Below are 22,602 nucleotides of genomic sequence, written 5' to 3'. Positions count from 1 at the left end.
ATCACATCCTGGGGCTGTAGTCGGTCCCAAGGGTATGGCTGTTCGCCATTTAAAGTGGTACGCGAGCTGGGTTTAGAACGTCGTGAGACAGTTCGGTCCCTATCTGCCGCGGGCGTTGGAGATTTGCGGGGCGCTGTTCCTAGTACGAGAGGACCGGAATGGACAGACCTCTGGTGCACCGGTTGTCACGCCAGTGGCATGGCCGGGTAGCTACGTCCGGACGGGATAACCGCTGAAAGCATCTAAGCGGGAAGCCCCCCCCAAGATTAGATCTCCCGAGTCCTTGAGACTCCTAAAGGTCCGTTGGAGACCACGACGTGGATAGGCGGGCGGTGGACGCGCGGCAACGCGTGCAGCCTACCCGTACTAATTGACCGTGCGGCTTGACCCTGCAACACCCAAAGTATGTGAGATTCCCCTCCCGCGCATGCATCGTGCCTTCCACCCCTTTTCGCCTGGCGACCTTAGCGCGTGGGAACCACTCGATCCCATCCCGAACTCGACCGTGAAACCGCGCCGCGCCTATGATCGTGTGAGATCTACTCACGCTAAAGTCGGTCATCGCCAGGCAACTTATCCACCGTATCCCCCTGATTCTAGGGGGATGCTTTTTTAAGTTTGGATTTTGATGGTTACTTTGCTCAGTATCAGCGAAGTAACCATTCGTTCCGTGCTAAGATTTAAAAGCCCATAAGCTTTCGAGATCCCGGTTTTGCCGGTTGGAGATAGGCGCGATGTCAAGAATTTGCCAAGTGACGGGGAAGCGCCCCGCTACCGGAAATAACGTATCACACGCCAACAATAAGACTCGTCGTCGCTTTCTGCCGAACCTGCATGCCCATCGCTTTTGGGTTGAAAGTGAAAGGCGCTTTGTGAGCCTGCGAGTATCTTCACATGGTATGCGTATCATCGATAAAAAAAGGTATTGATGCCGTTCTCTCCGATTTGCGCGCCCAAGGTGAAAAGGTTTAACTGGAAGGAGTAGGTGTTTATGCGCGATAAAATCAAGTTGGTTTCCACCGCTGGTACGGGCCATTTCTATACAACAACCAAAAACAAGCGCACGACGCCTGAAAAGCTTGAAATGAAAAAAATATGATCCAGTGGTTCGCAAGCATGTTCCCTATAAGGAAGCCAAGATCAAGTGATTGTTTGGTTGCTCGGATCACCAACAAAAAACCCGCCTTGAAAGCGGGTTTTTTGTTGGTGTCGATTAAACTACTGAGCGTACTGAATAGCCACGTAGTGATTGTGCAAATTCCTGTAGAACTTGAATACCGCTGGCTTCGGCCTGCATGCACCAGTCCTGTAATGATGCCAGCAGTTTTTCATGGCTGACAGTTGTACGATTCCACAGGCTTTGCAGGCTCATCCGAAACTCATAGACAGTGCATAGAGCCTGACTCATGTCGAGTACACTGCGCAGCCGGGCGCGATCACGATCATCCAGCCGAGCTTCCTCCCGCAGCAGTAACACCTTGGTTCGCTTGAGTACGCGGCGCCGGGAATCATCGGCTTTTCGTAACTCTTCCCGCAGCACTGGTGCCACTACATTACGGCCAAAATCGGCCATCACATACAACCGGCCAAGAACCACAGCTCGTAGTGTGTCCAAATCAATGGCTTGTTTATCTCGTAGTTGTTGTGGCACCGGTGCAATTTTCTTGACATGCGCCAACCGCAGGATTGTCAAAAATCCGAATGTATAACCAGCCAATGTCGAATTCCCACCAGTGGTTCGACAGCTTGGCTGAACTGGGGAAGGCGTGATGGTTGTTATGCAGTTCTTCCCCGCCGATGACCAAACCGATCGGTAAAAGATTGGTGGATGCATCGCGAGGTTCGTAATTACGATAACCCCAATAGTGCCCTAAACCATTGACGATTCCAGCCGCCCAGAATGGAATCCACAGTAGCTGTATCGCCCAAATGGTGAGCCCCGCGATGCCAAACAAGGCTAGATCAATGAATAGCATCAGCGTAACGCCTAGTCGGTCATATCGAGTATAGAGATGATCTTCTAGCCAATCATCGGGCGTGCCATGACCGTAGCGTTTCAATGTCTCCGAGTTTGCTGCTTCGGAGCGATACAATTCCGCGCCTTCCCAGAGTACCTTGCGGATACCCAAAATCTGTGGGCTATGAGGATCCTCCGATGTCTCGCATTTGGCATGATGTTTACGATGGATGGCAACCCACTGTTTAGTGATCATACCGGTCGTTAACCATAGCCAGAATCGAAAGAAATGGCTGATCACTGGGTGCAAATCGAGCGCGCGATGCGCTTGGGCACGGTGCAGGAAAATAGTGACGGCGGCGATCGTGACATGTGTCATCAACAGCGTCGCCAACACGAGTTCCCAGAAAGATAGATTCAAAAACCCATGAACGATAAAATTCAATTCAACACCTTTCGTAAACGCGGTGAATAAAATGATCGGCGCGGTCGGAAACCGTAATTATGATCCCGGTGGCCGGAATTGCCGGACTCATTGAATTTTCTTTGCCACCAGCCAGTAGTAACCAATGCGCAGAGTAAAAACAACCGCCGCCATTGCCCAGATGGACTCAGGCTCCAGGGTTTTATAGTCCAGCACGATCACTTTCCGAGCGAGCGCCATCAACGCCGTGGCGAATACTCATTTGACATGCAATACATCGTCGCGCAGGTATAGCACGATATTCAGGAAAATTTCGATGGCGATCGAAGCCGCCATGAAGGCACCGAATGAAGCTAGAATATCGTTGACGCTCAGCAACCCTACAACCGATGCCGTCGCTCGTTGGTAAAGCACCTGAGCTACATCGGCAAGTTAAGGGTGTGACTGTTCGAGTCAACTTCGGTGATTATGATACCGCTCCGCGTAGGCGAATGCTTGTCAAAAATGTCATGAAGGGTGAAGTTCTGGTGCAGGTGGAGCGATTGACCCGCAGCTATGGTGATATCCGAGCCGTCGATGAAATCAGCTTCACGCTCCGCAAGGGCCAGGTTCTTGGGTTTCTGGGTCTCAACGGTGCTGGTAAATCGACCACGATGCGAATGCTGGCGGGTGTGCTGGCACCAGATGCCGGGCGAATTACCATTAACGGTGCCGATTTGTTGGACCAACCAAGCCAAGCCAAGCAGGCAATCGGCTATCTGCCCGACCAGCCACCGCTTTATCGCGAACTGACGGTGGACGAGCAATTGCACTATAGTGCCCGCCTGCATGGACTCGATCGCACGGCTTGTCGCCAAGCCCTGCTTCGGGCCAAGGAGCATTGTGGGTTGGTGGATGTCGGCCGGCGCTTGATCGGCAATTTGTCCAAGGGATATCGGCAGCGGGTCGGTCTGGCTCAAGCCCTGTTGCACGATCCGCCGGTGCTGGTGTTGGATGAACCGACTGTCGGGCTGGACCCCATGCAACTACGCGAGATGCGCGAGTTGATCCGCACGCTAGGGCGGGATCGTGGCGTGATTTTGTCCACGCATCTGTTGCCCGAAGTGCAGGCGACGTGCACCCATGCACAGATCATGCGGGCCGGGCGGCTGGTGTTCTCTGGCGATCTGGCCGATTTGGAACGGCGGCGGTGTTCCACCCACTTACGAATTGGGTTGAACGCACCGCCGCCGGTCGCAAGCCTGGCGCAACTGCCAGGGATCATCCGGGTCGAGGAACTCGGCCACGGTCGGTTCCGACTCCATCATGCCCCAGGTGCCGCACCCCACCAAGCCGTGCTTGAACGGGCTTGCGCTGATGGCTGGGATCTGTGGGAAATAACCCCGGAACATGCCGGTTTGGAGCAAATCTTTGTCGATCTGACCCTGGGAGAAGCACCCGTATGATCTTCGCCATCACGGCTCGCGAATTGCGTGGCTTCTTTCTGTCGCCGTTGGCCTGGACGCTGCTGGCGGTGGTGCAAGGGCTGCTGGCGTGGATCTTCCTGGTCCTGGTGGATGATTTCCGAGACTTGCAGGGTCGCTTGGCCGCGTTGGATAACGCGCCCGGCGTGACCGATTTGGTGGCCGCGCCGCTGTTTCGGGTCGCCGCCTGGATGTTGCTCCTGCTGGTTCCGTTGCTGACCATGCGGCTGTTGAGCGAAGAACGTCGCACCGGCACGCTCGACCTGCTGCTTTCGGCGCCGGTGGGATCGGCGGCCATCGTGCTTGGCAAGTATCTAGGTGCGATGCTCTTTCTGTCGAGCATGATCGCGCTGATCGCGCTGATGCCGCTGGCGCTGGCGATTGGCGCACCGCTGGATTTCGGCAAGCTGCTGGCCGGCTTGCTGGGTTTGATCCTGCTGGCCGGCAGTTTTACCGCCGCCGGTCTGTATCTGTCCGTGCACACCACCCAACCGGTATTGGCGGCGGTGGCAAGCTTCGGGTTGCTGCTGCTGCTGTGGATTGTCGACGCGGCTGGGACCGGCCATAAAACGGCGGACAGCCTGTTCGCGTACCTGTCGTTGCCGCGCCACTACGACGCACTGTTGCTGGGATTGTTCAACAGCGCCGATGTCATCTACTACCTGTTATTCATCGCGGTCTTCCTGGGGTTGACGATCCGCCGGCTGGACGATATGCGCCTGCGAGCTTGATCATGCGGCTCGATCCCTCCACCCGGTGGCGGTTGCGAATCCAGAACACGCTGTTTCTGCTGTTGTTCGGTCTGCTGATCGGGCTGCTGGCTTGGTTGAGCGTTCGTTACCCGATTCAGGCTGACTGGACCGCTGGCGGCCGCAACACGCTGTCCGAGGCCAGCCGAATGCTGTTGGATCGACTGGACGGACCGGTTCGTATTACCGCCTACGCACGCGACAACCTCCCCTTGCGCAACGGCATCGCCCGGCTGGTGGGTCGCTACCAGCGTTATAAACCCGATCTGACACTGACGTTCGTCAACCCCGATCTACTGCCGGATCGGATGCGGGAGCTTGGGATTACCGCAGACGGCGAACTGTATCTGGAATATCGCGGCCGTGGGGAAAAGTTCCAGCAACTCAGTGAACAGGCACTGACCCAAGCTTTGTATCGTCTCGGTCGCCAGCAGGCTCGGGTCGTGCTGTTTCTCGCCGGCCACGGTGAGCGCAAGCCGCTGGGCGTGGCCAATCACGATTTGGGCACATTTGGCCGAGAGCTGGAAAAGATCGGCATTCAGCCGGAGACGCTTGATCTGACGACCGAAACCCAGATTCCAGACACGGCCATCGTCCTGGTGATCGCCGGGCCGCAAACACCGTTGCGGACGGAAGAGATTCAGGCCATCGTGGAATACGTGGACCGGGGTGGCCATCTGCTGTGGTTGCTGGAGCCGGGGGATCCATCCGGTCTGCAAGAACTGGCGACCCTGCTGGGTATCACCGTGTTACCTGGCGTCGTAGTGGATGCGGATACGCCCCTACTGGGCATCAAGAATCCCGCCTTCATTCCCATCGCCGATTATGGTCCGCATCCCATCACCGAGTCCTTGCGTTCGCCCGCCCTGTTACCGCAAGCCGTCGCTCTAGACCTACAACCTGCCGCTGGTTGGAAAGCTGATGTGCTGCTGGAAAGCCAGTTGCGGACCTGGACGGAAACGGGTTTGCTGGATGAACGGATGCAGTACGATCCCGAGACCGTCGAGCGTTCCGGTCCCCTGACCGTTGGCGTGGCGTTGGTTCGGCCCCGGCCCGGCCCACCGGTCGTCGGAGCCGCCGATACGCAAGCCGCCGCATCCCAACAGCGCGTTGTCGTCATCGGCGATGGCGATTTTCTCTCGAATACCTATCTGGGCAATGGCGGCAATCTGCAATTGGGACTGAATATCATGAACTGGCTTACCCTGGACGACACACTGATCGTGTTGCGCCCCAAGGCCGCGCCCGACATCCACCTGGATTTGTCGGATGGCGCGCTGGCGCTGATCGCCGCTATTTTTTTTGCTGGTGTTGCCGACGACGCTATTGGTTAGCGGTTGGCTGATCTGGTTCCGACGGCGGCGGCGTTGACCGTGAGTGTGCTCGCAAGGCGACGCTGGCTCAATCTAGCATTGCTGGGACTGGTTGGTGGACTGGCGACGCTGGCGTGGTTGGAATCCAGACAGGAACGGTTAACGGGCGTTCCCGCTCTGTTGGATCTGCCTCCGGTGCGGATCGAACGAATCGCGGTCGAACGTCCGAGTCAAGCCGATCTGGCCTTTAAACGCAGCGGTGGTCGTTGGTGGATGGCCGCGCCGGAGAGTGGCCTGGCCAATCCGATCTTGCTCAATCCGATCATGGATCTGGCCGGAGCCCACTGCCCGCTACGGTATGCCGTCACCGAATTGGACCTGAAAGCCTTGCAACTCGATCCGCCTCGGTTGCGGTTATGGCTGAACGATTGGGAAATTCGTTTTGGCGCGACTTCTCCGACCGACGGCCTGCGTTACCTGCAAATCGGCGCAACGGTCTCGCTCTGTCCCGATCGGTTGTACTCGTTGTTGACTAGCGCGGCGGCGAGTTTCCGGGCGCCGCCCATTGGCTCTTCGACGTCCAGTGGAGCAAGGGGCGAATAATGCCCGAACTGCCGGAAGTCGAAACCGTCCGTCGCGGTATCGCGCCGCGCGTGACCGGTCAACGGGTCGGTCGGGTGGTGGTCCGGGAGCACCGGTTGCGCTGGCCGGTGCCGGAGGAACTGGAAGCCTTGTTGCCGGGGCAAATCATCCAGCGCGTCGAGCGACGCGCCAAATATTTGCTGCTACGCACCGATATCGGGACCGCGATCTTCCACCTTGGCATGACCGGCCGCTTGCGCGTTCTGCCCGCCGCCACTCCGCCGGGGAAGCATGATCATGTCGATTTGATCCTGGTCGGTGGGGAATGTCTGCGTTTTAACGATAGCCGTCGCTTTGGTTCGTTGTTGTGGACCATGGAGTCGCCGGAGCATCATTCCCTGCTTCGGACGCTTGGACCCGAACCGTGCGACGCCGCATTCTCCGGCGCCTATCTGCACCGCCGGGCACGGGAGCGAACGCTGGCGGTCAAGACCTTCATCATGGACAACCACGTCGTGGTGGGGGTCGGTAATATTTACGCCAACGAATCGCTGCATGCGGCCGGAATCGATCCACGGCGCTCGGCCGGGCAAGTCACATTGGCTGAATACCAGCGATTGGTGGTCGCGGTTCGGGCGATCCTGGACGAAGCGATCCAGCAGGGCGGCACCACCTTGCGGGATTTCGTCGGTGGAGAAGGCGAGCCGGGCTACTTTCAACAAAGTCTGCGCGTCTACAACCGCTACTTGGCGCCCTGCACCGCTTGCGGCGAATCCATCCAGCGCTGTCGGCTCGGGCAACGGGCAACCTATTACTGTCCGCGCTGCCAGCGCTAGCGGTTGTCCACCGGCGTGGGTGGGTTGCCACCGGTCGGTTCCGGCGCGGGCGGCTGTGCGGCGGGGACCGATTCAGGCTTCTTGACGCTCGGGGTATAAACCACCGCGACGGCGACACTGTCCTCTCCCACGAATTGTTTGACCGTCGCCTCCGGTGGCAGGCGACCCTCGCGCAGCGCCTGAAGACCGGCGGCGTCCTTGATACCGGACATCGCCAGCTCACGGATTTGCGCGAAACGGCGCACGCTGGGTTCGCTGTCATCGTAACCGCTGGCGGCACCACGGATTTCAGCTTGGCTGACTTCGTCCAGGCTGGCGATCCATGTTGCATCATCCCCGGTCACCAGTCCCATCAGCGCCTCGGTCGCTCGGGCCGTGGCGATTTTCGCCGCGTCGGCGCACAGTTTTTCCTGAGCGGCCGGTTCCGGGTGCGTGCCGATCGGATTGACGGCATAGCCGACCAACGCCAGTTCGCCCGTCGCGTTGACGACGATCAATCGGTTGCCGACCGGTGGAATCAGGCGGGCTTCGATTTCGGCCAGCAGTTGCCGCAAGCCTTCCTTGAGCGCAACGGTTTCGATGCCGGCGGCGGCGGGACGAGTCAGGCGGAGGGCGGTCTTGGGCGTGGCGACCAGATTGACATAGATCGCGTGGTCGGCCACGTCCTCCTCGTTCGAATAGGTCACGAAGCCGCGCGCCAAAATCTTAAGCGCTTGTTGTTGCCGCTCCTGCTCGTTGGCGGCGAGGTTGATCAGCGCCAGCCGTATGGCGTCATCGGTTTTCAGATGCTCCGCGATGTGTTGCCGGGCCTCCGGCGCCAGATCTTGTAGACAACCGGCCAGCCGCGCGCGGGCATCCAGGAACGCACTGAATCGTGCTTCCTGCCGGGTCCGGCGGGTCGCGACCGGATTTTCGGTGACCGGATAGCGGGCCTTCCCTGTCGCCACCCAGCCGAAACCCTTCTTGAAGCGGATCATTCGACAACCGGCGGTGCGTTGTCCGATCGCGGCGGCGATGGCGCCTTGCGCCGTTCTGGCGCGCAGCGCCGGTTCCCCCGTCATGTCGTCCTTGATGGTCCGCGCCCGTTCCGATCCACGCGGTTTGGCGCGAGCGGATGTGGGCGTGGCTTGCAATGGCACGGCGAATTCTTCCGAGGCCGGGTTGGCCGCTGGCGCGGGCGGTAGCCACAGTAGGCTGCCCAACAACAAACAAAGGCAAGATAGTGCGCGCATGGCATTCCTCCCCAGCGATCGTGCATCGGGTCGCCGGCTATGCTTTGGCCGGTTGCCCGAACCACAAAAGATTTTTCGTAGTGTGCCGCAACGGCTCAATCGCTGGTTCCAAGCCATCGTTTGCCCCGGGCTTTCCGGTCAGTGATGTTGCGCGGCTCGATCGGCTTGTGACGGGCGATCTCCAGGTTCTTGAGCGTCGGCGGTTGTGGGGTTCCTAGTGAGAGGCTTGGCAAGATCGTCGATCCTGACGGTGTTTAGTGGGTATATTCCGGAATCTGGCTGAGATCCACCGTATCGATCTGTTCCGGTTGCAGGTATTGTCGGGCATAGTTCAGCCAGACGCCCTCGCGAATGAAGACCTCGAACAAATCGGGATCGATCTGACGGTCCCGCACCATCCGGCCGAGGATGTTCAGCACCTCGCTGAGCGGTTTGCCGGGTTTGTAGGGACGGTCGCGCGCGGTCAATGCCTCGAACACGTCGGCCAGGCAGATGATGCGGGCCTGAATGGGCAAATCCTGTTCACGCAAGCCACGGTGATAGCCGCCGCCGTCGAGGGTTTCATGATGGCTACCGGCGTACTCGGGGACGTTGTGCAACGATTTCGGCCAGGGCAGAGCGTTCAACATGCGTAGGGTCAGGGCCACATGCTCTTCGATGATGGCGCGCTCGGTGGGGTTCAAGGTGCCCTTGGCAATGCAGAGATTGTCGATTTCCTCCCCGGACAGGAAATCGCGTGCCTGTCCGTCCGGTCCGACCCACCGGCGGACGGCGATTTGTCTGACCCGCGCCTGATCCTCGGGCCGCATGAACTCGCTGCCGGAGTTGCAGCGGCGTAAGTGTTCACGGTCTTCCTCCAACTCGGCCAATCGAGCGCTGAACTGCTGTTCCAACCGCGGAATCGCCGCGTGGTCACCACACTCCACGGCAGCCAGCTTGGCTTTCAGCAGTTCGATTTCCAGATCGCGTCGGAGGACCTCGCCGCGAGTATCCACCAACTCGATGCGGTCGAACAGGGTTTGCAGTTTGGTGGCTTTGTCCACCACATGCACCGGCGTGGTGATTTTGCCGCAGTCGTGCAACAGCCCCGCGATCTTCAGTTCGTACAGTTCCTCGTCCGTGGGACGAAACGCCTTGAGCCGTCCTCGTTCGCAGCGGCGGGCCGCCTCGGCGATCATCATGGTCAGGACCGGCACCCGCTGACAGTGAGCGCCGGTGTAGGGGGATTTGTGGTCGATGGCGGTATTGATCAGTTCGATCAGTGACTCGAACAGTTGTTGGAGTTGGCGGATCAGTTGGTGGTTGGTCAGGGCGATGGCGGCCTGCGAGGCCAGCGATTCGGCCAGTTGGCGATCGGCCGGCGAAAAGGTTCGTACCTGCCCGGTTTCCGGGTCGAGCGCGTTGATCAGTTGAAAGACCCCGATGATTTCTTCTTCGTGATCCTTCATCGGCACCGTCAGGAAGGAGCGTGAGCGGTAGCCGGTATGCTGGTCGAAACGGTGAGTCCCGGAAAAATCGAAGTGCTGGTCCGCGTAGGCATCATCGACCATGACCGTCGTATCTTGCAGCACGGCATAGGTGACCACCATGCCGGTGTTGGGCTGGCCCGCCGGGTCGTACAGGGGAATGGGATCGAACGGAATGGTCGTGCCGGTGGTGCCGCCCAGATAGAGCTGGAGCGAATCGTTGCGCAACACTTCGAAACGGAGTCGCCGTTCGTCCTTGTCCAACAGATACAGCGTGCCGGCATCGGCGTTCAGCAAACGCTTGGCCGCGATCAGAATCGTTTCCAGCAATTTCGGCGTATCCCGCTCTCTGGACAGCGCGATGCCGATCCGGTTGAGCTGTTCGAGGCATTGCCATAAATCCCTGGAATGGGACGGATACATGAATGATCCTTTCTTTCCGAGTCGGGTCAGGATAAAACGAGATTTTCCGTATTATAGCGGTGCACCGTGAGGAGGCACGGGGGATTCGATGCCGCGCGACCGGTCGCGCCATCGGCGGGATCGGGGATTTCATGGGCGCTCGTGATCGAAATCGCGGCATCTTTTCAAGGCGAATCATGCCTGGAGCGATCCTGATTATGATCCTGTCGGGTTCCCCGCGACGGTACGAGAGGACTCGGGCGCACGCCATGCGCGAGGCCCGGGCTTGGGGTAAAATCGTTTTCAGGCAATTTCGCCCCAGCCTTGGCGTTTCCAGGCTCATGAATATCTTATCCCGTCGTTTTCTGACCGCCGCTGGTGCCGCCCTGTTGCTGGTGGGCTGCGCGTCGACCAGCGAATTATCGCACGATGAACAGGATTCCCTAGAAAGTTACAATCGCGCCCATGTTTGCCTTCAACGACGCAGTGGATAAAGCACTGTTCAAACCGGTCGCCAAGGCTTATCGGAGAGTGCTTCCCGAACCGATCACTATTAGTATCGGCAACTTCTTCAGTAATCTCAACGATGTGGTGGTGCTGCTCAACGACTTGCTACAATTCAAGTTGCACTTGGCGGCGATGGACAGCAGCCGAATCGTGTTCAACACGACCTTCGGCGTGGCCGGCCTGTTCGATGTCGCCAGTCGCATGGAACTGCCCAAGCACAATGAGGATTTCGGCCAGACGCTGGGTTATTGGGGCTTCGGCAATGGCCCTTATTTCGTGCTGCCGTTTTTGGGGCCGAGCACGGCGCGCGACGCCATCGGGATGGTCGGCAATTTCTTCACCAATCCGATCACCTGGGCAACGGATTCCGACGCGGTGGCCTGGGGCCTGTGGGGCTTGGATCTGATCAATCGACGGTCCGACTTGTTGCGGATCGAGCGAGTTCTGGCCGAAGACCAGATCGACCCTTACTCGTTCCAGCGCAGCGCCTATCTGCAAATGCGGCGTAACCTGGTGTACGACGGCAACCCGCCCGCACCGGATCTCGATTTTGACGCTGACCCGGACAAACCCCCGCAATGAATGCGCCTTGGACCAGCCTGACCGTGTTCGATGCACTGGCGCCGGCCGAGATCGCTCGTGGCCGACTGCTGGTCGAAGACATTCCCTGCGTGTTGGTGGATCGGTCGCTGCTGCAACTCGGCATCGTCGCCGACGGAATCGAACTCCAGGTTCCGGAATCGGATCTGGAGCGCGCGCGCCAGGCGCTGGCGCGGGATTATTCCGGGGAACTTGAGCTGGAGTCATGATCCGGCGGGCGGCGATCACCGGGCTGCTGCGCCTGACCAGTCTGTTGCCGTTGCCCCTGACGCACGCCATCGGCGTGTGGGTCGGCGGCCTGTTGTGGTGGATTCCCAACGATCTGCGGCGGATCGCCAGCCGTAATCTGGTGCTGACGTTTCCCGAGATGCCGGTTGCCGACCGCGAGCGTTTGCTGCGTCGAAACCTGTGGGAAACCGGTAAGCTGCTGTTGGAACTGGGGCCGTTGTGGCTATGGCGAGGAGAGCGGGTGCTGGCCTTGGTCCGGGGCGCGGTGGCCGGCGAGGAGGCGTTGACCGATACCGTGCGGCGGCGGCGAGGGGCGATCCTGCTCACGCCGCATCTGGGCGCCTGGGAAATGGCCGGCTTGTACTATTCCAGCCGTCATCCGCTGACCATCCTCTACCGCCCCAGTCGCTTGGGACTCGATGAGCTCAGCGTTCGAGGGCGCGGCCGGCTGGGTGGTAAGGTCGTCGCCACCGATGCCCGCGGCGTGCGCAGCCTACTGACCGCGTTGCGCGACGGTGAAATCCTCGGCATCCTCCCCGATCAGGATCCCGGGGACGAGGGGGGGGGTGTTCGCGCCGTTCTTCGGCATCTCCGCCAGTACCATGACCCTGGTTTCGCGCTTGACTCGGAACACCGGCGCACCGGTGTTTCTGACCTGGGCGGAACGGTTGCCGCGCGGTCGAGGTTTCGCGCTGCATCTGCGGGCGCTGCCGGAGGTGACCGCCGCCGGTTCGTTGGAGGAGTCGGCGGCGGCCCTGAACCGGGGCGTGGAGGCGGCGGTTCGTTCGCTCCCCGCGCAATACCTGTGGGCTTACAAGCGCTTCAAGACACGGCCGCCGGGCGAACCTAAACTGTATTGAGTATCCACGACGGTTGCCGGCGACCGTGACCGTCATCGGCAACCACGGACTTTATTCCAGGGAGAACTCAGCATGAATTTGAAATCTGGATTGTCGCATTCCCTTCTCCTCGCCGCCGGCCTGTGCGCGGGTCTGGCCCAAGCCGCCGACCCGCCCATCGTTGTCAGCACTGGCAAGAGCGGCGGCGGCTACAACACCATCGGCGAGCGGCTGAAAACCGTGATGGCCGAACAGGATCAGCCCGTTCAGGTGCTGACCAGCGCCGGCTCGCTGGAAAATCTCAACCGGCTCGACGATCCCAATAGTCCGGTCAGCGTGGGACTGACCCAGGCCGACGCCTTGAAGTACTACCTCAAGGACCATCCCGAATTCGCCGACAAGTTCATCAGTCTGGGCGAGATCGGCAAGGAATGCGTGTTCATCGTCACCGGTAAGAACAGCGATATCCGCGACGACGGTGACCTGCAGAAAGCCGGCAACCGGCAGATCGCGGTGCAGTCGCCCAATAGCGGCGTGGCGGTGACCTGGGAGTACATGACGATCCTGGAACCCCAGTTCAAGAACACCGCGCCGGCCTTCGTGGATGGGGCCGAGGCGTTGCTGCAAATCAAGAGTAGCGGCAAGGCCAGCCCGATTCAGGCGGCGATGGTGGTGCAGCGGCCGATGGCTAAATCCACCGAGATGCAGGTGGTGCTGGAAAACCCCAAGGATTTCCGGCTGGTGCCGGTCAAGGATTGGGATCTGAACGATAAATTGCCCGACGGTAGCGCCGTGTATACCTTCGAGGACGTGACCGTGGCCGAGAAGAAATGGGGCTTCGACACCACGGTGGACACCATCTGCACCCGTGGATTGATGCTGGCCAACAAAACCAAGCTGACCGCCGACCAGCGTACCCGTTTGTCCAAGGTGATGCTGCTGGCCGCCAGCCGGGTGCTGGGCGACGGCGCCAAATAATCTTCTCGGAAGGGAAGGGAAGGGTTTGGACGCTGCCCTAACCCTTCATCCCCCCCAGCATGATGCCGGCGATGTAGTATTTTTGCAGGGCCACGAACAGCAGCAGCACCGGTAGCACGGTTAGCACCGAACCGGCCATCATCAATTCAGTATCCTGCACATGCTCGCCCAGCAGGTTGGCCAGCGCCACCGGCAGGGTGTACATCGAACTGTCGGTTAGCACGATCAGCGGCCACATGAAATCGTTCCAGGCGCCCATGAAGGTGAAGATGGCCAGCGTCACCAGGATCGGCCGGCACAGCGGCAGCACCAGCGCCCAGTAGATGCGGAACTCGCCGGCGCCGTCCATGCGGGCGGCGTCCAGCAAGCTGTCGGGGATGGCCAACAGATACTGGCGGATCAGAAAGATGCCGAAAATATTGGCCATGCCGGGGATGATGACGCCCCAATAGGTGTTGATCAGGCTGAACTGCTTGAGCAGCAGAAACAACGGCAGCATCGCCACCTGGGCCGGGATCACCATGGCCGCCAGCAGGATTCGAAACAGCCGGTCGCGATAGCGGAACCGGAATTTGGCGAAGGCGTAGCCCGCCATGGAGTTGACGAACAGCGAGATCGCGGTCACGGCGCCGGCCAGCAGGGTACTGTTGAGCAGGTAGCGGCCCAGATCGAGACGGGTGAACAGCGCCGCGTAGTGCTCGAAGGTCACCGTGCTGGGCCAAAATCGCGGTGGGTAGCCGGTGGCCTCGCCGGGCGGCATCAGCGAGGCCGCCAGCATCCACAGCAGCGGCGCCAGCGCCAGCATCGTGCCGAGCATCAGCAGGCCGTACACCAGCAGGGCTGGAAGGATGCGATGGAGCAGCCGGTTCATGGCGGTTCTCTGCGTTGTAACCGCAGTTGCAGCGCGGTTCCGGCCAGAATCAGCACGAACAGCACGAACGCCGCCGCCGAGGCGTAGCCCATGTTCCACCAGCGGAAGCCTTCCTCGTACATTAGCAGCACCACGCTGAGTGTGCGGTTGGTCGGTCCGCCCTGCGTCATCACGTAGGGTTCCGCGAAGACCTGGAAATAGCCGATCATGGTCATCAGGGCCACGAACAGGAAAGTCGGTCCCAGCAAGGGCAGAGTGATATGGCGAAACTGCCGCCAGCCGTTGGCCCCGTCGATCCGCGCCGCCTCGTAAAGTTGAGGCGGAATATTCTGCAGGCCGGCGATGAAGATGATCATGTTGAAGCCGAAATTCTTCCATACCGCCATCAGGATGATCGCCGGCATCGCCCAGACCGGGTTGCCCAGCCAATCGATGGGATCGATGCCAAGCAGGCCGAGGCCGTAATTCAGCAAGCCGTAGTGGGGATGGTAGAGATAGCGCCACACCACCGCCACCGCCACCAGGGTCGTCACCACCGGCAGGAAGAGGGCGGCGCGGAAGAAACCGGGAAAGCGGGTCAGCGGCGCGTTGACCAGCAGCGCCGCGCCCAGAGAGACCGTCACCGACAGCGGCCCTCCCACCACCACGAAATAAAAGGTGTTGCCCAACGCCGTCCAGAACAGCGGACTTTGCAGCAAATCCAGATAGTTGCGTAAGCCGACGAAACGCAGTCGATCCAGATCGCCCAGCGCGTAAATGTCGAAATCGGTGAAACTCAACAGCAGCGCCGCCAGCACCGGCAGGAAGAAGAACACCGCGATCAACAGTAGCGCCGGCGCCAGAAAGACCTTGGCGCTGCGGGCGGCGTGGCGTTCCTGGCCGGTCATGGCGCCAACCCCCGGCTCAGCAGCCAGCGCCGTTTCTCCAGAATCCGATCCACGTCCCGATCCAACGCCGCCAGTGCCTCGTCCGCGCTCAATTCCTGACGAATCGCCAGTTCGGCGTAGTAGGCGATGCGGCTGGCGATGCGTTCCCATTCGGGGATCGGCGGCGTCGCCCGCAGGTGTTGCAATTGTTCCCGGAACGCCTGGGCATGACGATTGCCGGTCAGCGCCGGATCGTTCCAGGCCGATTGCCGCGCCGGCAGATCGCCGGTCAGTTGGTAGAAGCGCGCCTGCTGTTCCGGTTCGGCCAGGAACTCCAGTAACAGCCAGGCCGCTTCCCGCCGGGGCGAGTTACGGCTGAGTGCCAGGCTGGCGCCGCCAGCCAGCGACACGCCCGCCGCCCTTGCTCCCAACCGCTCTCCCGGTGAGGATAGGGAGGCATCGGCAAAGTCCGGCAGCGGCGCGGTGTTCCAGTGCGGTTGCAGCGCCGCCGGCAGCCGCCGGCCGAACTCGCCGATGTTCCATGGACCGCTGATGTAGATGGCGAAAGTGCCGCTGGCGAATTCCCGATAAAGGTTGGCCATCTGGGAATTGCCCACCGGTGGAGCCAGCCCCCGCGCGAACAAATTCAGATAGAAGGTAAAGGCATCGCGAAAGCGCGGGTCCCGAAAGTTGCCGTATTGATCCCGGTCGCGCAGCAGGGTGGCGCCGCGTTGCAGAGCGAGAATGACCGGCAACTGCCATTCGTCGATCGGTAGCAGGATGGCGTAATGCTTCTCGCCGCCTTGGGCCTTGAGCGCGGTCATCGCCCGCAACCAGCCGTCCCAGGTGACCGGCGGTTCGGGGAATCCGGCGGCGGCTAGCAGATCGCTACGGTAGAAAAACAACCGGGTGTCCACATACCAGGGTAGGGCGAAGGTCTGTCCGGCCAAGCGGTTAGTGGCGAGAATGCCGGGGAAGTAGTCGGCCAGCGCCGCTTCCGGCCAATCGCGCAACCGTGGGTCCAGGGGCTCGATGGCGCGCAGGGCCACGAATTCGGGAATCCAGGTATTACCGAGCTGGAACGCATCTGGCATGGCGTCACCGGCATGAGCGGTCAGCAGTTTTTCGTGCGCCGCGCTCCAGGGAATCTGCTGCACCTGCACCCGAATGCCGGGATGACGACGCTCGAACTCGGGCAGCAACGCCTTGACCTGCTCGCCCTCCTGACCCATGGCCCAGAATTCCACCGTGACCGCGCGGCCGGTGCCGGAATCGCAACCGGCCAGCCACAGCGCGAACCAGACAATGAAGAATAGACGCGGCGGAGACAACATGACCATAGTGTAGCGGGATCGGCCTTGTTCTGGACGAAGACCTTGAAATCGTTCAAAGTGGTCCCCATAAGGTCAGTACCGAGTTCCCCACCCTTATTTGTCAGTCCACGAGGTGTGCCATGCCGATTTACGAATACCGCTGCCAGTCCTGCAATCACGAACTGGAAGTGATGCAAAAGCTCAGCGATCCCGAGTTGAGCGACTGTCCGGCCTGCGGTCAACCCGAACTGAAGAAGCTGATCTCGGTGGTCGGGTTCCGACTCAAGGGCGGCGGTTGGTACGAGACCGACTTCAAGGGTGGGGATAAGAAGAAAAATGTGGTCAAGGATGACAGTCCATCCGCCAGCGAAACTAAATCAGCGCCCGCCTGCGACGGCGCCGGTGGTTGCGGAACCTGTGCCACGCCGGTGGCGACGGCCAGTTGATAAACCCCACACCGCCGATTAACCGGACGTTGTGGACATCGCCACGGCGTCCGGTCGCCAGTACCGTTCCAATGTACCTCCGTGTACATTGGCCATGCTCACTTCTCCGATCACATCCGCCAGATCCTCAAAAGTCGTTTTCGTCCATTCCGCCAAACATCCACACGCTTTGACGGTGCAAGGAGCGGCTTGTTCTCGGTTATGGGCTTGAACGAATAAGCATCTCTGATGCCTTGGGTCTTTTTCCGAAATTCCGTAAAGAGCGGAATCGCGTTTCTTGGGAACTCGGCGGGGAGCAATTGATCCTGGCTCGCTACGGAAATCGCGGCGTCGATCAGTTCCGCCACCTCATCAAATTCGTCGCCAAAGTCGAGCAATGTTTGTTTGCCAACCACAATGCGACCTAACGGCATTTCGATTGACCCTTTGCGAATTACCGAAAATTCTAGTGTCAGACGCTCTGCGAAGGCATGCGGCAAACGCTCACGATCCGGATGCGCTTGTGGTACCGTGCCATGATCGTGTCCACCAATGCCTGCATGGCTAAACCGCTCTCGTCGGCGAAGTCACTTCATGACGTACTTCGGTCAAAACGTTGCTCATGTATATCTTATGGCAACGGACTGGGTTTAAAATAAGCCGAGTATGTATCTTTGACGCGGTCTAAAAAAAACATGTGCGGCGGCGGTATCGAGCCGATAGTCCACATTGGTGGCGCGACACACCGCATCTCCCTTGACCGTAAGGGCGGCAATCATCTCAGTATCACCATCACCGAAAAAGTTTGGTCCACCGGAATCACCCCAGCAGGTACCTCCGTCGTCAGTCGCCGGATTCATCGATAGATAGAGATAACCAGGAGCAAGGGCACGATAGTCCGAGTAGGCATAATTGCGGATGCCGAATCCCCCGAACGTTCGTGGTCCACCTCCTTGATTAATCTGGGTTGCGCCATAACCGACCGCCGTGAAAATCTGGCCATTGAGCACACCCTCGCCACGCAGTTTATCCAGTGCACCCTCTTCGGGGAGCGATGCTGGACTGATTGATGGATCCTCATGAAGCAGCAGTACCGCGATATTGCCATCGTCCGATTTATGGGTTTGATTGTACTCTGGATTGGTTATGACCTGATCCACCGAGTACAAAGGCAATTCGTTATATTGTTGATTTGCTTTGTCGGATTCCAACATATCGTTGAAACCAACATAAAGATTGCGAATGGTGCCATCGTTCGGGTCAATGACAATATCAAGACCTGCCGTGCATTCAGCGGCCGTGAGAAAAACGCGCGGAGCGATGAGTGTCCCTGAACATTTCAAGTTCAATTTCTGTTCTGGACCATTAATAGACTCGATGGCAATAAATCCGACATTCGGATGAGACAGATTATCCGGGTAACCGTGAATAATGGCTTCCACGGTACCAGACACAGCAATCAGAGCTGTACCAACCACCGCTGCTAACATGATTCGTTTCATGTGTCTTATCTCTCTTGGTCGTAACGGACAAGTGGATGGTGATCTCCACCCCTTTTTAAATCGATCTTGGGTTATTTGCCGACATAGCCTCAGCAGGGTTCGTTAAGTGTCAGGTCCCGCGATGATTATGTTGACACGCGCAGCCGTTGACTGCTGGACGCGGCGGTTTTTACGCGATCCGGCAATGCGCGCGATTCAGTGAATAACCAGCTTGGCCAACATGAACACCGCCACCGCCACGATCATGCCGGCAAACAGCTTTTGCAGGGTTGGGCCGGCGATGCGTTTACCCACTGCGATACCTAGCGCCATGCCGGCCAGACCGCCCAGCACGAAACCGACCGTGATCCCGACATCCAGTCGGTGACCGGCGATGATATGGGACAGCAAGCCGATGACGCTGATGATGGCGATCACCCACAGCGAGGTGGCGACCGCCCGCCGCATCGGTAGAGAGGCGATCAGCACCAGCGCCGGCACGATCAGGAAGCCGCCACCCACGCCGAACAGCCCGGACAGCAAGCCGGTCGTGGAACCGGTCGCCGCCAGCCGCACCGCGCAGCGTGAGGTGAATTGCAACTGACCACCGGGGTCGTAGCGGCAGGCGGGTCCGGCCGTATCATCGTTTGGATCGGGACCCACGCGAACGATACGGGTTTCCTCCGGCCGGCGGCTGGCCTGCCGCCACATGCGAAACGCCACCGCCAGCATCAGCAGGGCAAAACAGGTCAGCAGCGCCGCCTCGGGAAACCGAGGACTTAGCCAGGCGCCCAGTGGTGCCCCGGCGATGCCGGACAGGCCGAAGATCAGCGCGGTACGTGGTTCGGCTTCGCCGTCGCGCAGCCGCGCCAATCCGCCGCCCAGCGCGGTGGCGCCGACCGCCGCCAGTGAAATCACCACCGCCGCGTGCGCCGGTACCTGCATGCCGTATACCAGCAACGGTACGGCGAACACGGAACCGCCGCCGCCAGTCAGGCCCAGGGAAAACCCGACGATCAGGCCAAAGAGCAGGCTAAGAGTCATGCGTGCGATGAAGGGACAAGAAGAAATAGGGGGCAGTCGTCATGTCGTTCTCCGATAGCCCAACGAAAACGGCGCTCGCGCCCGACCCGTGGATCGTGACGCGAGCGCCGCTCTTGGTTCCGGCGTATCAGCCGGTCGCGATCAGACTTCGCCCCAGCCGAACACTTCCACGGTGCGGAACAGGTCGTTGTCGGTCACCATGCCGACCGGCTTGCCGTCCATCTCGACCACGACGCGGCGCACGTTGGCCTCGGCCATGCGCTGCGAGGCATCGGACAGCGACATCTCGCGCTTGACCGTCACCAGCGGCCGGGTGGCGATTTCGCCGACCTGGGTGCGCGCCGGCGAGCGATTGGCGCTGATGACCTTCTTGAGCACGTCGCGGTCGGTCATGATGCCCCATTGGCCGCTGGCGTCGGGCTGGACCATGACCGCGTTCACGCCCTTTTCGATCATCTGATGCATGGCGACGTTGACCAGCTCGTCGTTCTTGACGCTGATCACCGGCGACATGATGCCGCCTACCGTGGTCGGCATGCGGCCGGAAGCGAGCATCGCTTGCAGGGGATCGGCCACGCGCTGGGCTTCCAGGGCACGGCGCTCGGCTTCGAGTTCCCGACGGCGCTGTTCGGCCTCGGCGCGCAGGGCGGCACCGTGTTCCTTGATCTTGGCGATGATCAGGTCACCGAACTGGCTGGTCGGTACTTCGGTGGCGCCATCCATCTGCCGGGCGAAGTCGTAGGTGACGGTTTTGTCGGCGATCACCTGGGTCAGCGCGGTTTCGATCAGGTCGGCGGCTTCCTTCCAACCCATGTATTGCAGCATCATCACGCCGGACAGCAGCAGCGAGCCGGGATTGACCTTGTCCAGATTGGCGTACTTGGGCGCGGTGCCGTGGGTGGCTTCGAACACGGCGATGTGATCGGCCATGTTGGCGCCCGGCGCGATGCCGATGCCGCCCACTTCCGCCGCCACCGCGTCGGAGAGGTAGTCGCCGTTCAGGTTCATGGTGGCCAGCACCGAGAACTCTTCCGGCCGCAGTTGCAGCAACTGGAAGATGATGTCGGCGATACGATCCTTGATCACCACCTTGCCGGGGGGCTGCTTGCCGCCGTAGACGCTGTAGAGGTCGTTCTCGGTGATGGTCTGATCCGGGAATTCGTCGCGCGCCAGTTCGTAGCCCCAGTTCCGGAAGGCGCCTTCCGTGAACTTCATGATGTTGCCCTTGTGGACCAGGGTCACGCTGTCGCGGCCGTGGTCGATCGCGTACTGGATGGCCTTGCGCACCAGTCGCTTGGAAGCAAACGGCGAGATCGGCTTGATGCCCAGGCCGGCTTCGTCGAAGAAGTCCGCGCCCATCTCCTCGCGCAGGAACTTGGACAGCTTGGCGTTCTCGGGCGAGCCGGACTTGTACTCGATGCCGGCGTAGACATCCTCGGTGTTCTCGCGGAAGATGATGACGTCCACCTTCTCGGGATAGCGCACCGGCGAGGGCACGCCGGGATAGTAACGCACCGGGCGGACGCAGGCGTACAGGTCCAGATCCTGGCGCAAGGCCACGTTCAGCGAGCGGAAGCCACCGCCGACCGGGGTGGTCAGGGGACCCTTGATGGCCACGACCAGCTCTTTGATCGCTTCCAGGGTTTCATCGGGGAAGTAGTTGCCGTCGTAAATCTCGGCGGCTTTCTCGCCCAGAAAGATTTCGCACCAGTTGATCTTGCGCTGGCCGCCGTAGGCTTCCTCGACCGCCGCGTCCCAGACCCGCAGGGAGGCCTTGGTGATGTCCGGACCGATGCCGTCGCCTTCCACATAGCCGACGATCGGCTGATCGGGTACGTGCAGCTTGCCATCCTTGACGGTAATCTTTTCACCGCTCGTGGGAATGCGGATATGCTGGTAGGTCATGGACCCTCCTTCTCGTTTTGGTTTCCACCGAGGTGTTGAACGCTGGGTTGCGCGGCGGCCCGCCATGGGGCGCGAAAAAAACGCGCATAAGCTACACGTAATCACGACTTATGTCCATGACGGCCAAGGATTGAACCCATCCGGCCGCCGGCTGCCGCGAGTGTTGTCGCCATGACCCTGAACGAACTGCGCTACATCGTCGCGGTTGCCCGCGAACGACATTTCGGCCACGCCGCCGAATCCTGTCACATCAGCCAGCCCACGCTGAGCGTGGCGGTGCGCAAGCTGGAGGACGAACTGGGCGTGACCCTGTTCGAACGCGGTCCCGGCGAAATGACCGTGACGCCCATCGGCCGGCGCATCGTCGAACAGGCCCAGCGGGTGCTGGAGGAGGCCGCCGTCGTCAGACAGCTCGCCAGCCAGGGCCAGGACGATCTGGTCGGGATGCTGCGGTTGGGGGTGATCTATACCATCGGCCCCTACCTGCTACCGCATCTGATCCCACGGCTGCACCGCCGCGCGCCCGATATGCCGCTGCAAATCGAGGAGAGCTACACGGCGCAGCTGGGCGAGCGGCTCAAGGCCGGCGATCTGGACGTGTTGATTCTGTCGCTGCCGTTCGACGAACCGGGGGTAATGACGCAAGCGGTGTACGAGGAACCGTTCGTGGTGCTGATGCCGCTCGGTCATCCGCTGGAAGCGGCGACGCAAGTCGATGCCGCCACCCTGGCCCGGCAGGATCTGCTGCTGCTGGGTCCCGGCCATTGTTTCCGCGACCAGGTGCTGCGGTTTTGTCCAGAGTGCAACCGGCTGAGCGTGACCTCGGACAACATGCAAAGAACCTTGGAGGGCAGCTCGCTGGAAACCATCCGGCTGATGGTGGCCACCGGTGTCGGCATCACGGTACTGCCCTATACCTCGGTCAGTGGCTACGCCTATCCCAGCGATCTGCTCAGCGTCCGGCCGTTCGAGGCCCCTGCGCCGACCCGAATGGTGGCGCTGGCCTGGCGCAAGAGCTTTCCGCGCCAGCGCGTGATCGCCTTGCTGGCCGAGGCCATCCGCGCCTGCCCGCTGGGCGAGGCGGTGCGTTTGCTGGAATGAAGGGACCGGGGCCGAGCGGG

General features: G+C 60.4%; 20 protein-coding genes, 2 rRNA genes and 5 pseudogenes. 16 read left to right on the top strand and 11 right to left on the bottom strand.

Annotated elements, in window-relative coordinates:
- From E4P82_RS03955 to rpmG, 4 genes and pseudogenes are all read left to right on the top strand, one after another.
- Nucleotides 1–391: ribosomal RNA gene (locus E4P82_RS03955) — 23S ribosomal RNA — on the top strand; the annotation flags it as partial.
- 63 nt (nucleotides 392–454) lie between these two features.
- Nucleotides 455–570 (top strand): 5S ribosomal RNA (rrf, locus tag E4P82_RS03950).
- Between the two features lie 164 nt (nucleotides 571–734).
- Nucleotides 735–972 (top strand): annotated as a pseudogene (rpmB, locus tag E4P82_RS03945) (50S ribosomal protein L28).
- A 19-nt stretch (nucleotides 973–991) separates the two neighbouring features.
- Nucleotides 992–1,148: pseudogene (gene rpmG / locus E4P82_RS03940) on the top strand (50S ribosomal protein L33).
- A gap of 65 nt (nucleotides 1,149–1,213) precedes the next feature.
- Here the strand turns inward: rpmG and E4P82_RS03935 are convergent.
- Together E4P82_RS03935 and E4P82_RS03930 are read right to left on the bottom strand one after the other, a co-directional pair.
- A pseudogene (locus E4P82_RS03935) lies at nucleotides 1,214–2,336 on the bottom strand (DesA family fatty acid desaturase).
- Nucleotides 2,337–2,489: 153 nt separating this feature from the next.
- Nucleotides 2,490–2,798, bottom strand: a pseudogene (locus tag E4P82_RS03930) (phosphate-starvation-inducible PsiE family protein); the annotation flags it as partial.
- 92 nt (nucleotides 2,799–2,890) lie between these two features.
- Here E4P82_RS03930 and E4P82_RS03925 point away from each other — a divergent pair.
- Genes E4P82_RS03925 through mutM form a run of 5 tightly spaced genes read left to right on the top strand, consistent with a single transcriptional unit; the run spans nucleotide 2,891 to nucleotide 7,324 of the window.
- The gene (locus E4P82_RS03925; protein WP_169247669.1) at nucleotides 2,891–3,826 is read left to right on the top strand and encodes an ABC transporter ATP-binding protein; all 936 of its coding nucleotides are present in this window, start codon (nucleotides 2,891–2,893) and stop codon (nucleotides 3,824–3,826) included.
- Nucleotides 3,823–4,575, top strand: a complete 753-nt coding sequence (locus E4P82_RS03920) for an ABC transporter permease subunit (protein ID WP_169247668.1) — start codon at nucleotides 3,823–3,825, stop codon at nucleotides 4,573–4,575. Before E4P82_RS03925 ends, E4P82_RS03920 begins: the two co-directional genes overlap by 4 nt.
- A gap of 2 nt (nucleotides 4,576–4,577) precedes the next feature.
- The gene (locus tag E4P82_RS03915; RefSeq protein WP_169247667.1) at nucleotides 4,578–5,927 is read left to right on the top strand and encodes a GldG family protein; all 1,350 of its coding nucleotides are present in this window, start codon (nucleotides 4,578–4,580) and stop codon (nucleotides 5,925–5,927) included.
- 3 nt (nucleotides 5,928–5,930) lie between these two features.
- Complete coding sequence (locus tag E4P82_RS03910) at nucleotides 5,931–6,509, top strand: hypothetical protein (protein WP_169247666.1); 579 nt, start codon at nucleotides 5,931–5,933, stop codon at nucleotides 6,507–6,509.
- Nucleotides 6,509–7,324, top strand: a complete 816-nt coding sequence (gene mutM, locus E4P82_RS03905; RefSeq protein ID WP_169247665.1) for a bifunctional DNA-formamidopyrimidine glycosylase/DNA-(apurinic or apyrimidinic site) lyase — start codon at nucleotides 6,509–6,511, stop codon at nucleotides 7,322–7,324. Before E4P82_RS03910 ends, mutM begins: the two co-directional genes overlap by 1 nt.
- Here the strand turns inward: mutM and E4P82_RS03900 are convergent.
- Both E4P82_RS03900 and E4P82_RS03895 read right to left on the bottom strand, forming a co-directional pair.
- On the bottom strand, nucleotides 7,321–8,556 hold the full coding sequence (locus E4P82_RS03900; protein ID WP_169247664.1) for a hypothetical protein: 1,236 nt from the start codon (nucleotides 8,554–8,556) through the stop codon (nucleotides 7,321–7,323). The genes mutM and E4P82_RS03900 overlap by 4 nt on opposite strands.
- Nucleotides 8,557–8,810: 254 nt before the next feature.
- Nucleotides 8,811–10,445: an HD domain-containing phosphohydrolase gene (locus E4P82_RS03895; RefSeq protein WP_169247663.1), complete on the bottom strand. Its 1,635-nt coding sequence runs from the start codon at nucleotides 10,443–10,445 to the stop codon at nucleotides 8,811–8,813.
- Between the two features lie 444 nt (nucleotides 10,446–10,889).
- Between E4P82_RS03895 and E4P82_RS03890 the strand changes: the two genes are divergently transcribed.
- The 5 genes and pseudogenes from E4P82_RS03890 to E4P82_RS03875 all read left to right on the top strand — a co-directional run bounded on the left by E4P82_RS03890 (nucleotide 10,890) and on the right by E4P82_RS03875 (nucleotide 13,576).
- Nucleotides 10,890–11,513 (top strand): MlaA family lipoprotein, encoded by a 624-nt coding sequence (locus E4P82_RS03890; RefSeq protein WP_246327347.1) that lies wholly within the window; start codon nucleotides 10,890–10,892, stop codon nucleotides 11,511–11,513.
- Nucleotides 11,510–11,740 carry a putative signal transducing protein gene (locus tag E4P82_RS03885; protein WP_169247662.1) on the top strand — a complete coding sequence of 77 codons (231 nt, stop codon included), beginning with the start codon at nucleotides 11,510–11,512 and terminating at the stop codon, nucleotides 11,738–11,740. Before E4P82_RS03890 ends, E4P82_RS03885 begins: the two co-directional genes overlap by 4 nt.
- Nucleotides 11,737–12,309: pseudogene (locus E4P82_RS03880) on the top strand (lysophospholipid acyltransferase family protein); the annotation flags it as partial. The gene E4P82_RS03885 and the pseudogene E4P82_RS03880, both read left to right, overlap by 4 nt.
- Nucleotides 12,310–12,361: 52 nt before the next feature.
- Entirely contained in the window at nucleotides 12,362–12,619 is a 258-nt protein-coding gene (locus E4P82_RS23505) for an LpxL/LpxP family acyltransferase (RefSeq protein ID WP_420887060.1), read from the top strand.
- Between the two features lie 72 nt (nucleotides 12,620–12,691).
- Nucleotides 12,692–13,576: a TAXI family TRAP transporter solute-binding subunit gene (locus tag E4P82_RS03875; protein ID WP_169247660.1), complete on the top strand. Its 885-nt coding sequence runs from the start codon at nucleotides 12,692–12,694 to the stop codon at nucleotides 13,574–13,576.
- 37 nt (nucleotides 13,577–13,613) lie between these two features.
- Here the strand turns inward: E4P82_RS03875 and E4P82_RS03870 are convergent, their stop codons facing one another.
- The 3 genes from E4P82_RS03870 to E4P82_RS03860 are packed head-to-tail and all read right to left on the bottom strand — an operon-like array spanning nucleotide 13,614 to nucleotide 16,653.
- Nucleotides 13,614–14,447 carry a carbohydrate ABC transporter permease gene (locus E4P82_RS03870; RefSeq protein ID WP_169247659.1) on the bottom strand — a complete coding sequence of 278 codons (834 nt, stop codon included), beginning with the start codon at nucleotides 14,445–14,447 and terminating at the stop codon, nucleotides 13,614–13,616.
- A complete protein-coding gene (locus E4P82_RS03865; RefSeq protein WP_169247658.1) occupies nucleotides 14,444–15,334 on the bottom strand; it encodes a carbohydrate ABC transporter permease in 891 nt (296 codons plus the stop codon). The genes E4P82_RS03870 and E4P82_RS03865 overlap by 4 nt, the downstream gene beginning before the upstream one ends.
- Nucleotides 15,331–16,653, bottom strand: a complete 1,323-nt coding sequence (locus E4P82_RS03860; RefSeq protein WP_169247657.1) for a sugar ABC transporter substrate-binding protein — start codon at nucleotides 16,651–16,653, stop codon at nucleotides 15,331–15,333. Before E4P82_RS03860 ends, E4P82_RS03865 begins: the two co-directional genes overlap by 4 nt.
- A gap of 113 nt (nucleotides 16,654–16,766) precedes the next feature.
- On the opposite strand from E4P82_RS03860, the gene E4P82_RS03855 reads away from it, so the two are divergent.
- A complete protein-coding gene (locus E4P82_RS03855) occupies nucleotides 16,767–17,072 on the top strand; it encodes an FmdB family zinc ribbon protein (RefSeq protein WP_169247656.1) in 306 nt (101 codons plus the stop codon).
- 110 nt (nucleotides 17,073–17,182) lie between these two features.
- Here E4P82_RS03855 and E4P82_RS03850 read toward each other — a convergent pair whose 3' ends face one another.
- The 4 genes from E4P82_RS03850 to icd form a co-directional block, all read right to left on the bottom strand.
- On the bottom strand, nucleotides 17,183–17,551 hold the full coding sequence (locus E4P82_RS03850) for a hypothetical protein (RefSeq protein ID WP_169247655.1): 369 nt from the start codon (nucleotides 17,549–17,551) through the stop codon (nucleotides 17,183–17,185).
- A 150-nt stretch (nucleotides 17,552–17,701) separates the two neighbouring features.
- Nucleotides 17,702–18,553 (bottom strand): trypsin-like serine protease, encoded by an 852-nt coding sequence (locus E4P82_RS03845; RefSeq protein ID WP_169247654.1) that lies wholly within the window; start codon nucleotides 18,551–18,553, stop codon nucleotides 17,702–17,704.
- Between the two features lie 195 nt (nucleotides 18,554–18,748).
- Nucleotides 18,749–19,576 carry a sulfite exporter TauE/SafE family protein gene (locus E4P82_RS03840; RefSeq protein ID WP_169247653.1) on the bottom strand — a complete coding sequence of 276 codons (828 nt, stop codon included), beginning with the start codon at nucleotides 19,574–19,576 and terminating at the stop codon, nucleotides 18,749–18,751.
- Nucleotides 19,577–19,717: 141 nt separating this feature from the next.
- On the bottom strand, nucleotides 19,718–21,481 hold the full coding sequence (gene icd / locus E4P82_RS03835; protein WP_169247652.1) for an isocitrate dehydrogenase (NADP(+)): 1,764 nt from the start codon (nucleotides 21,479–21,481) through the stop codon (nucleotides 19,718–19,720).
- A gap of 171 nt (nucleotides 21,482–21,652) precedes the next feature.
- Here icd and E4P82_RS03830 point away from each other — a divergent pair, with 171 nt between their 5' ends.
- Nucleotides 21,653–22,582, top strand: a complete 930-nt coding sequence (locus E4P82_RS03830) for a hydrogen peroxide-inducible genes activator (protein ID WP_169247651.1) — start codon at nucleotides 21,653–21,655, stop codon at nucleotides 22,580–22,582.
- Nucleotides 22,583–22,602 lie beyond the last annotated feature (20 nt).

The organism is Candidatus Competibacter phosphatis, from assembly GCF_012939995.1.
In the GTDB taxonomy this organism is placed as follows: domain Bacteria; phylum Pseudomonadota; class Gammaproteobacteria; order Competibacterales; family Competibacteraceae; genus Competibacter; species Competibacter phosphatis.
The sequence above is the reverse complement of the archived record's forward strand: the minus strand, read 5'-3'. Positions and strand labels throughout refer to the sequence as shown.

Coding starts and splice junctions, on each gene's coding strand:
- E4P82_RS03895 (WP_169247663.1), bottom strand. CDS start 10,445: ATGTATCCGTCCCATTCCAGGGATTTATGGCAATGCCTCGAACAGCTC.
- E4P82_RS03860 (WP_169247657.1), bottom strand. CDS start 16,653: ATGGTCATGTTGTCTCCGCCGCGTCTATTCTTCATTGTCTGGTTCGCG.
- E4P82_RS03915 (WP_169247667.1), top strand. CDS start 4,578: ATGCGGCTCGATCCCTCCACCCGGTGGCGGTTGCGAATCCAGAACACG.
- E4P82_RS03890 (WP_246327347.1), top strand. CDS start 10,890: ATGTTTGCCTTCAACGACGCAGTGGATAAAGCACTGTTCAAACCGGTC.
- E4P82_RS03845 (WP_169247654.1), bottom strand. CDS start 18,553: ATGAAACGAATCATGTTAGCAGCGGTGGTTGGTACAGCTCTGATTGCT.
- E4P82_RS03875 (WP_169247660.1), top strand. CDS start 12,692: ATGAATTTGAAATCTGGATTGTCGCATTCCCTTCTCCTCGCCGCCGGC.
- E4P82_RS03925 (WP_169247669.1), top strand. CDS start 2,891: ATGAAGGGTGAAGTTCTGGTGCAGGTGGAGCGATTGACCCGCAGCTAT.
- E4P82_RS03885 (WP_169247662.1), top strand. CDS start 11,510: ATGAATGCGCCTTGGACCAGCCTGACCGTGTTCGATGCACTGGCGCCG.
- E4P82_RS03830 (WP_169247651.1), top strand. CDS start 21,653: ATGACCCTGAACGAACTGCGCTACATCGTCGCGGTTGCCCGCGAACGA.
- mutM (WP_169247665.1), top strand. CDS start 6,509: ATGCCCGAACTGCCGGAAGTCGAAACCGTCCGTCGCGGTATCGCGCCG.
- E4P82_RS03900 (WP_169247664.1), bottom strand. CDS start 8,556: ATGCGCGCACTATCTTGCCTTTGTTTGTTGTTGGGCAGCCTACTGTGG.
- E4P82_RS03865 (WP_169247658.1), bottom strand. CDS start 15,334: ATGACCGGCCAGGAACGCCACGCCGCCCGCAGCGCCAAGGTCTTTCTG.
- E4P82_RS03870 (WP_169247659.1), bottom strand. CDS start 14,447: ATGAACCGGCTGCTCCATCGCATCCTTCCAGCCCTGCTGGTGTACGGC.
- E4P82_RS03920 (WP_169247668.1), top strand. CDS start 3,823: ATGATCTTCGCCATCACGGCTCGCGAATTGCGTGGCTTCTTTCTGTCG.
- E4P82_RS23505 (WP_420887060.1), top strand. CDS start 12,362: ATGACCCTGGTTTCGCGCTTGACTCGGAACACCGGCGCACCGGTGTTT.
- E4P82_RS03855 (WP_169247656.1), top strand. CDS start 16,767: ATGCCGATTTACGAATACCGCTGCCAGTCCTGCAATCACGAACTGGAA.
- icd (WP_169247652.1), bottom strand. CDS start 21,481: ATGACCTACCAGCATATCCGCATTCCCACGAGCGGTGAAAAGATTACC.
- E4P82_RS03840 (WP_169247653.1), bottom strand. CDS start 19,576: ATGACTCTTAGCCTGCTCTTTGGCCTGATCGTCGGGTTTTCCCTGGGC.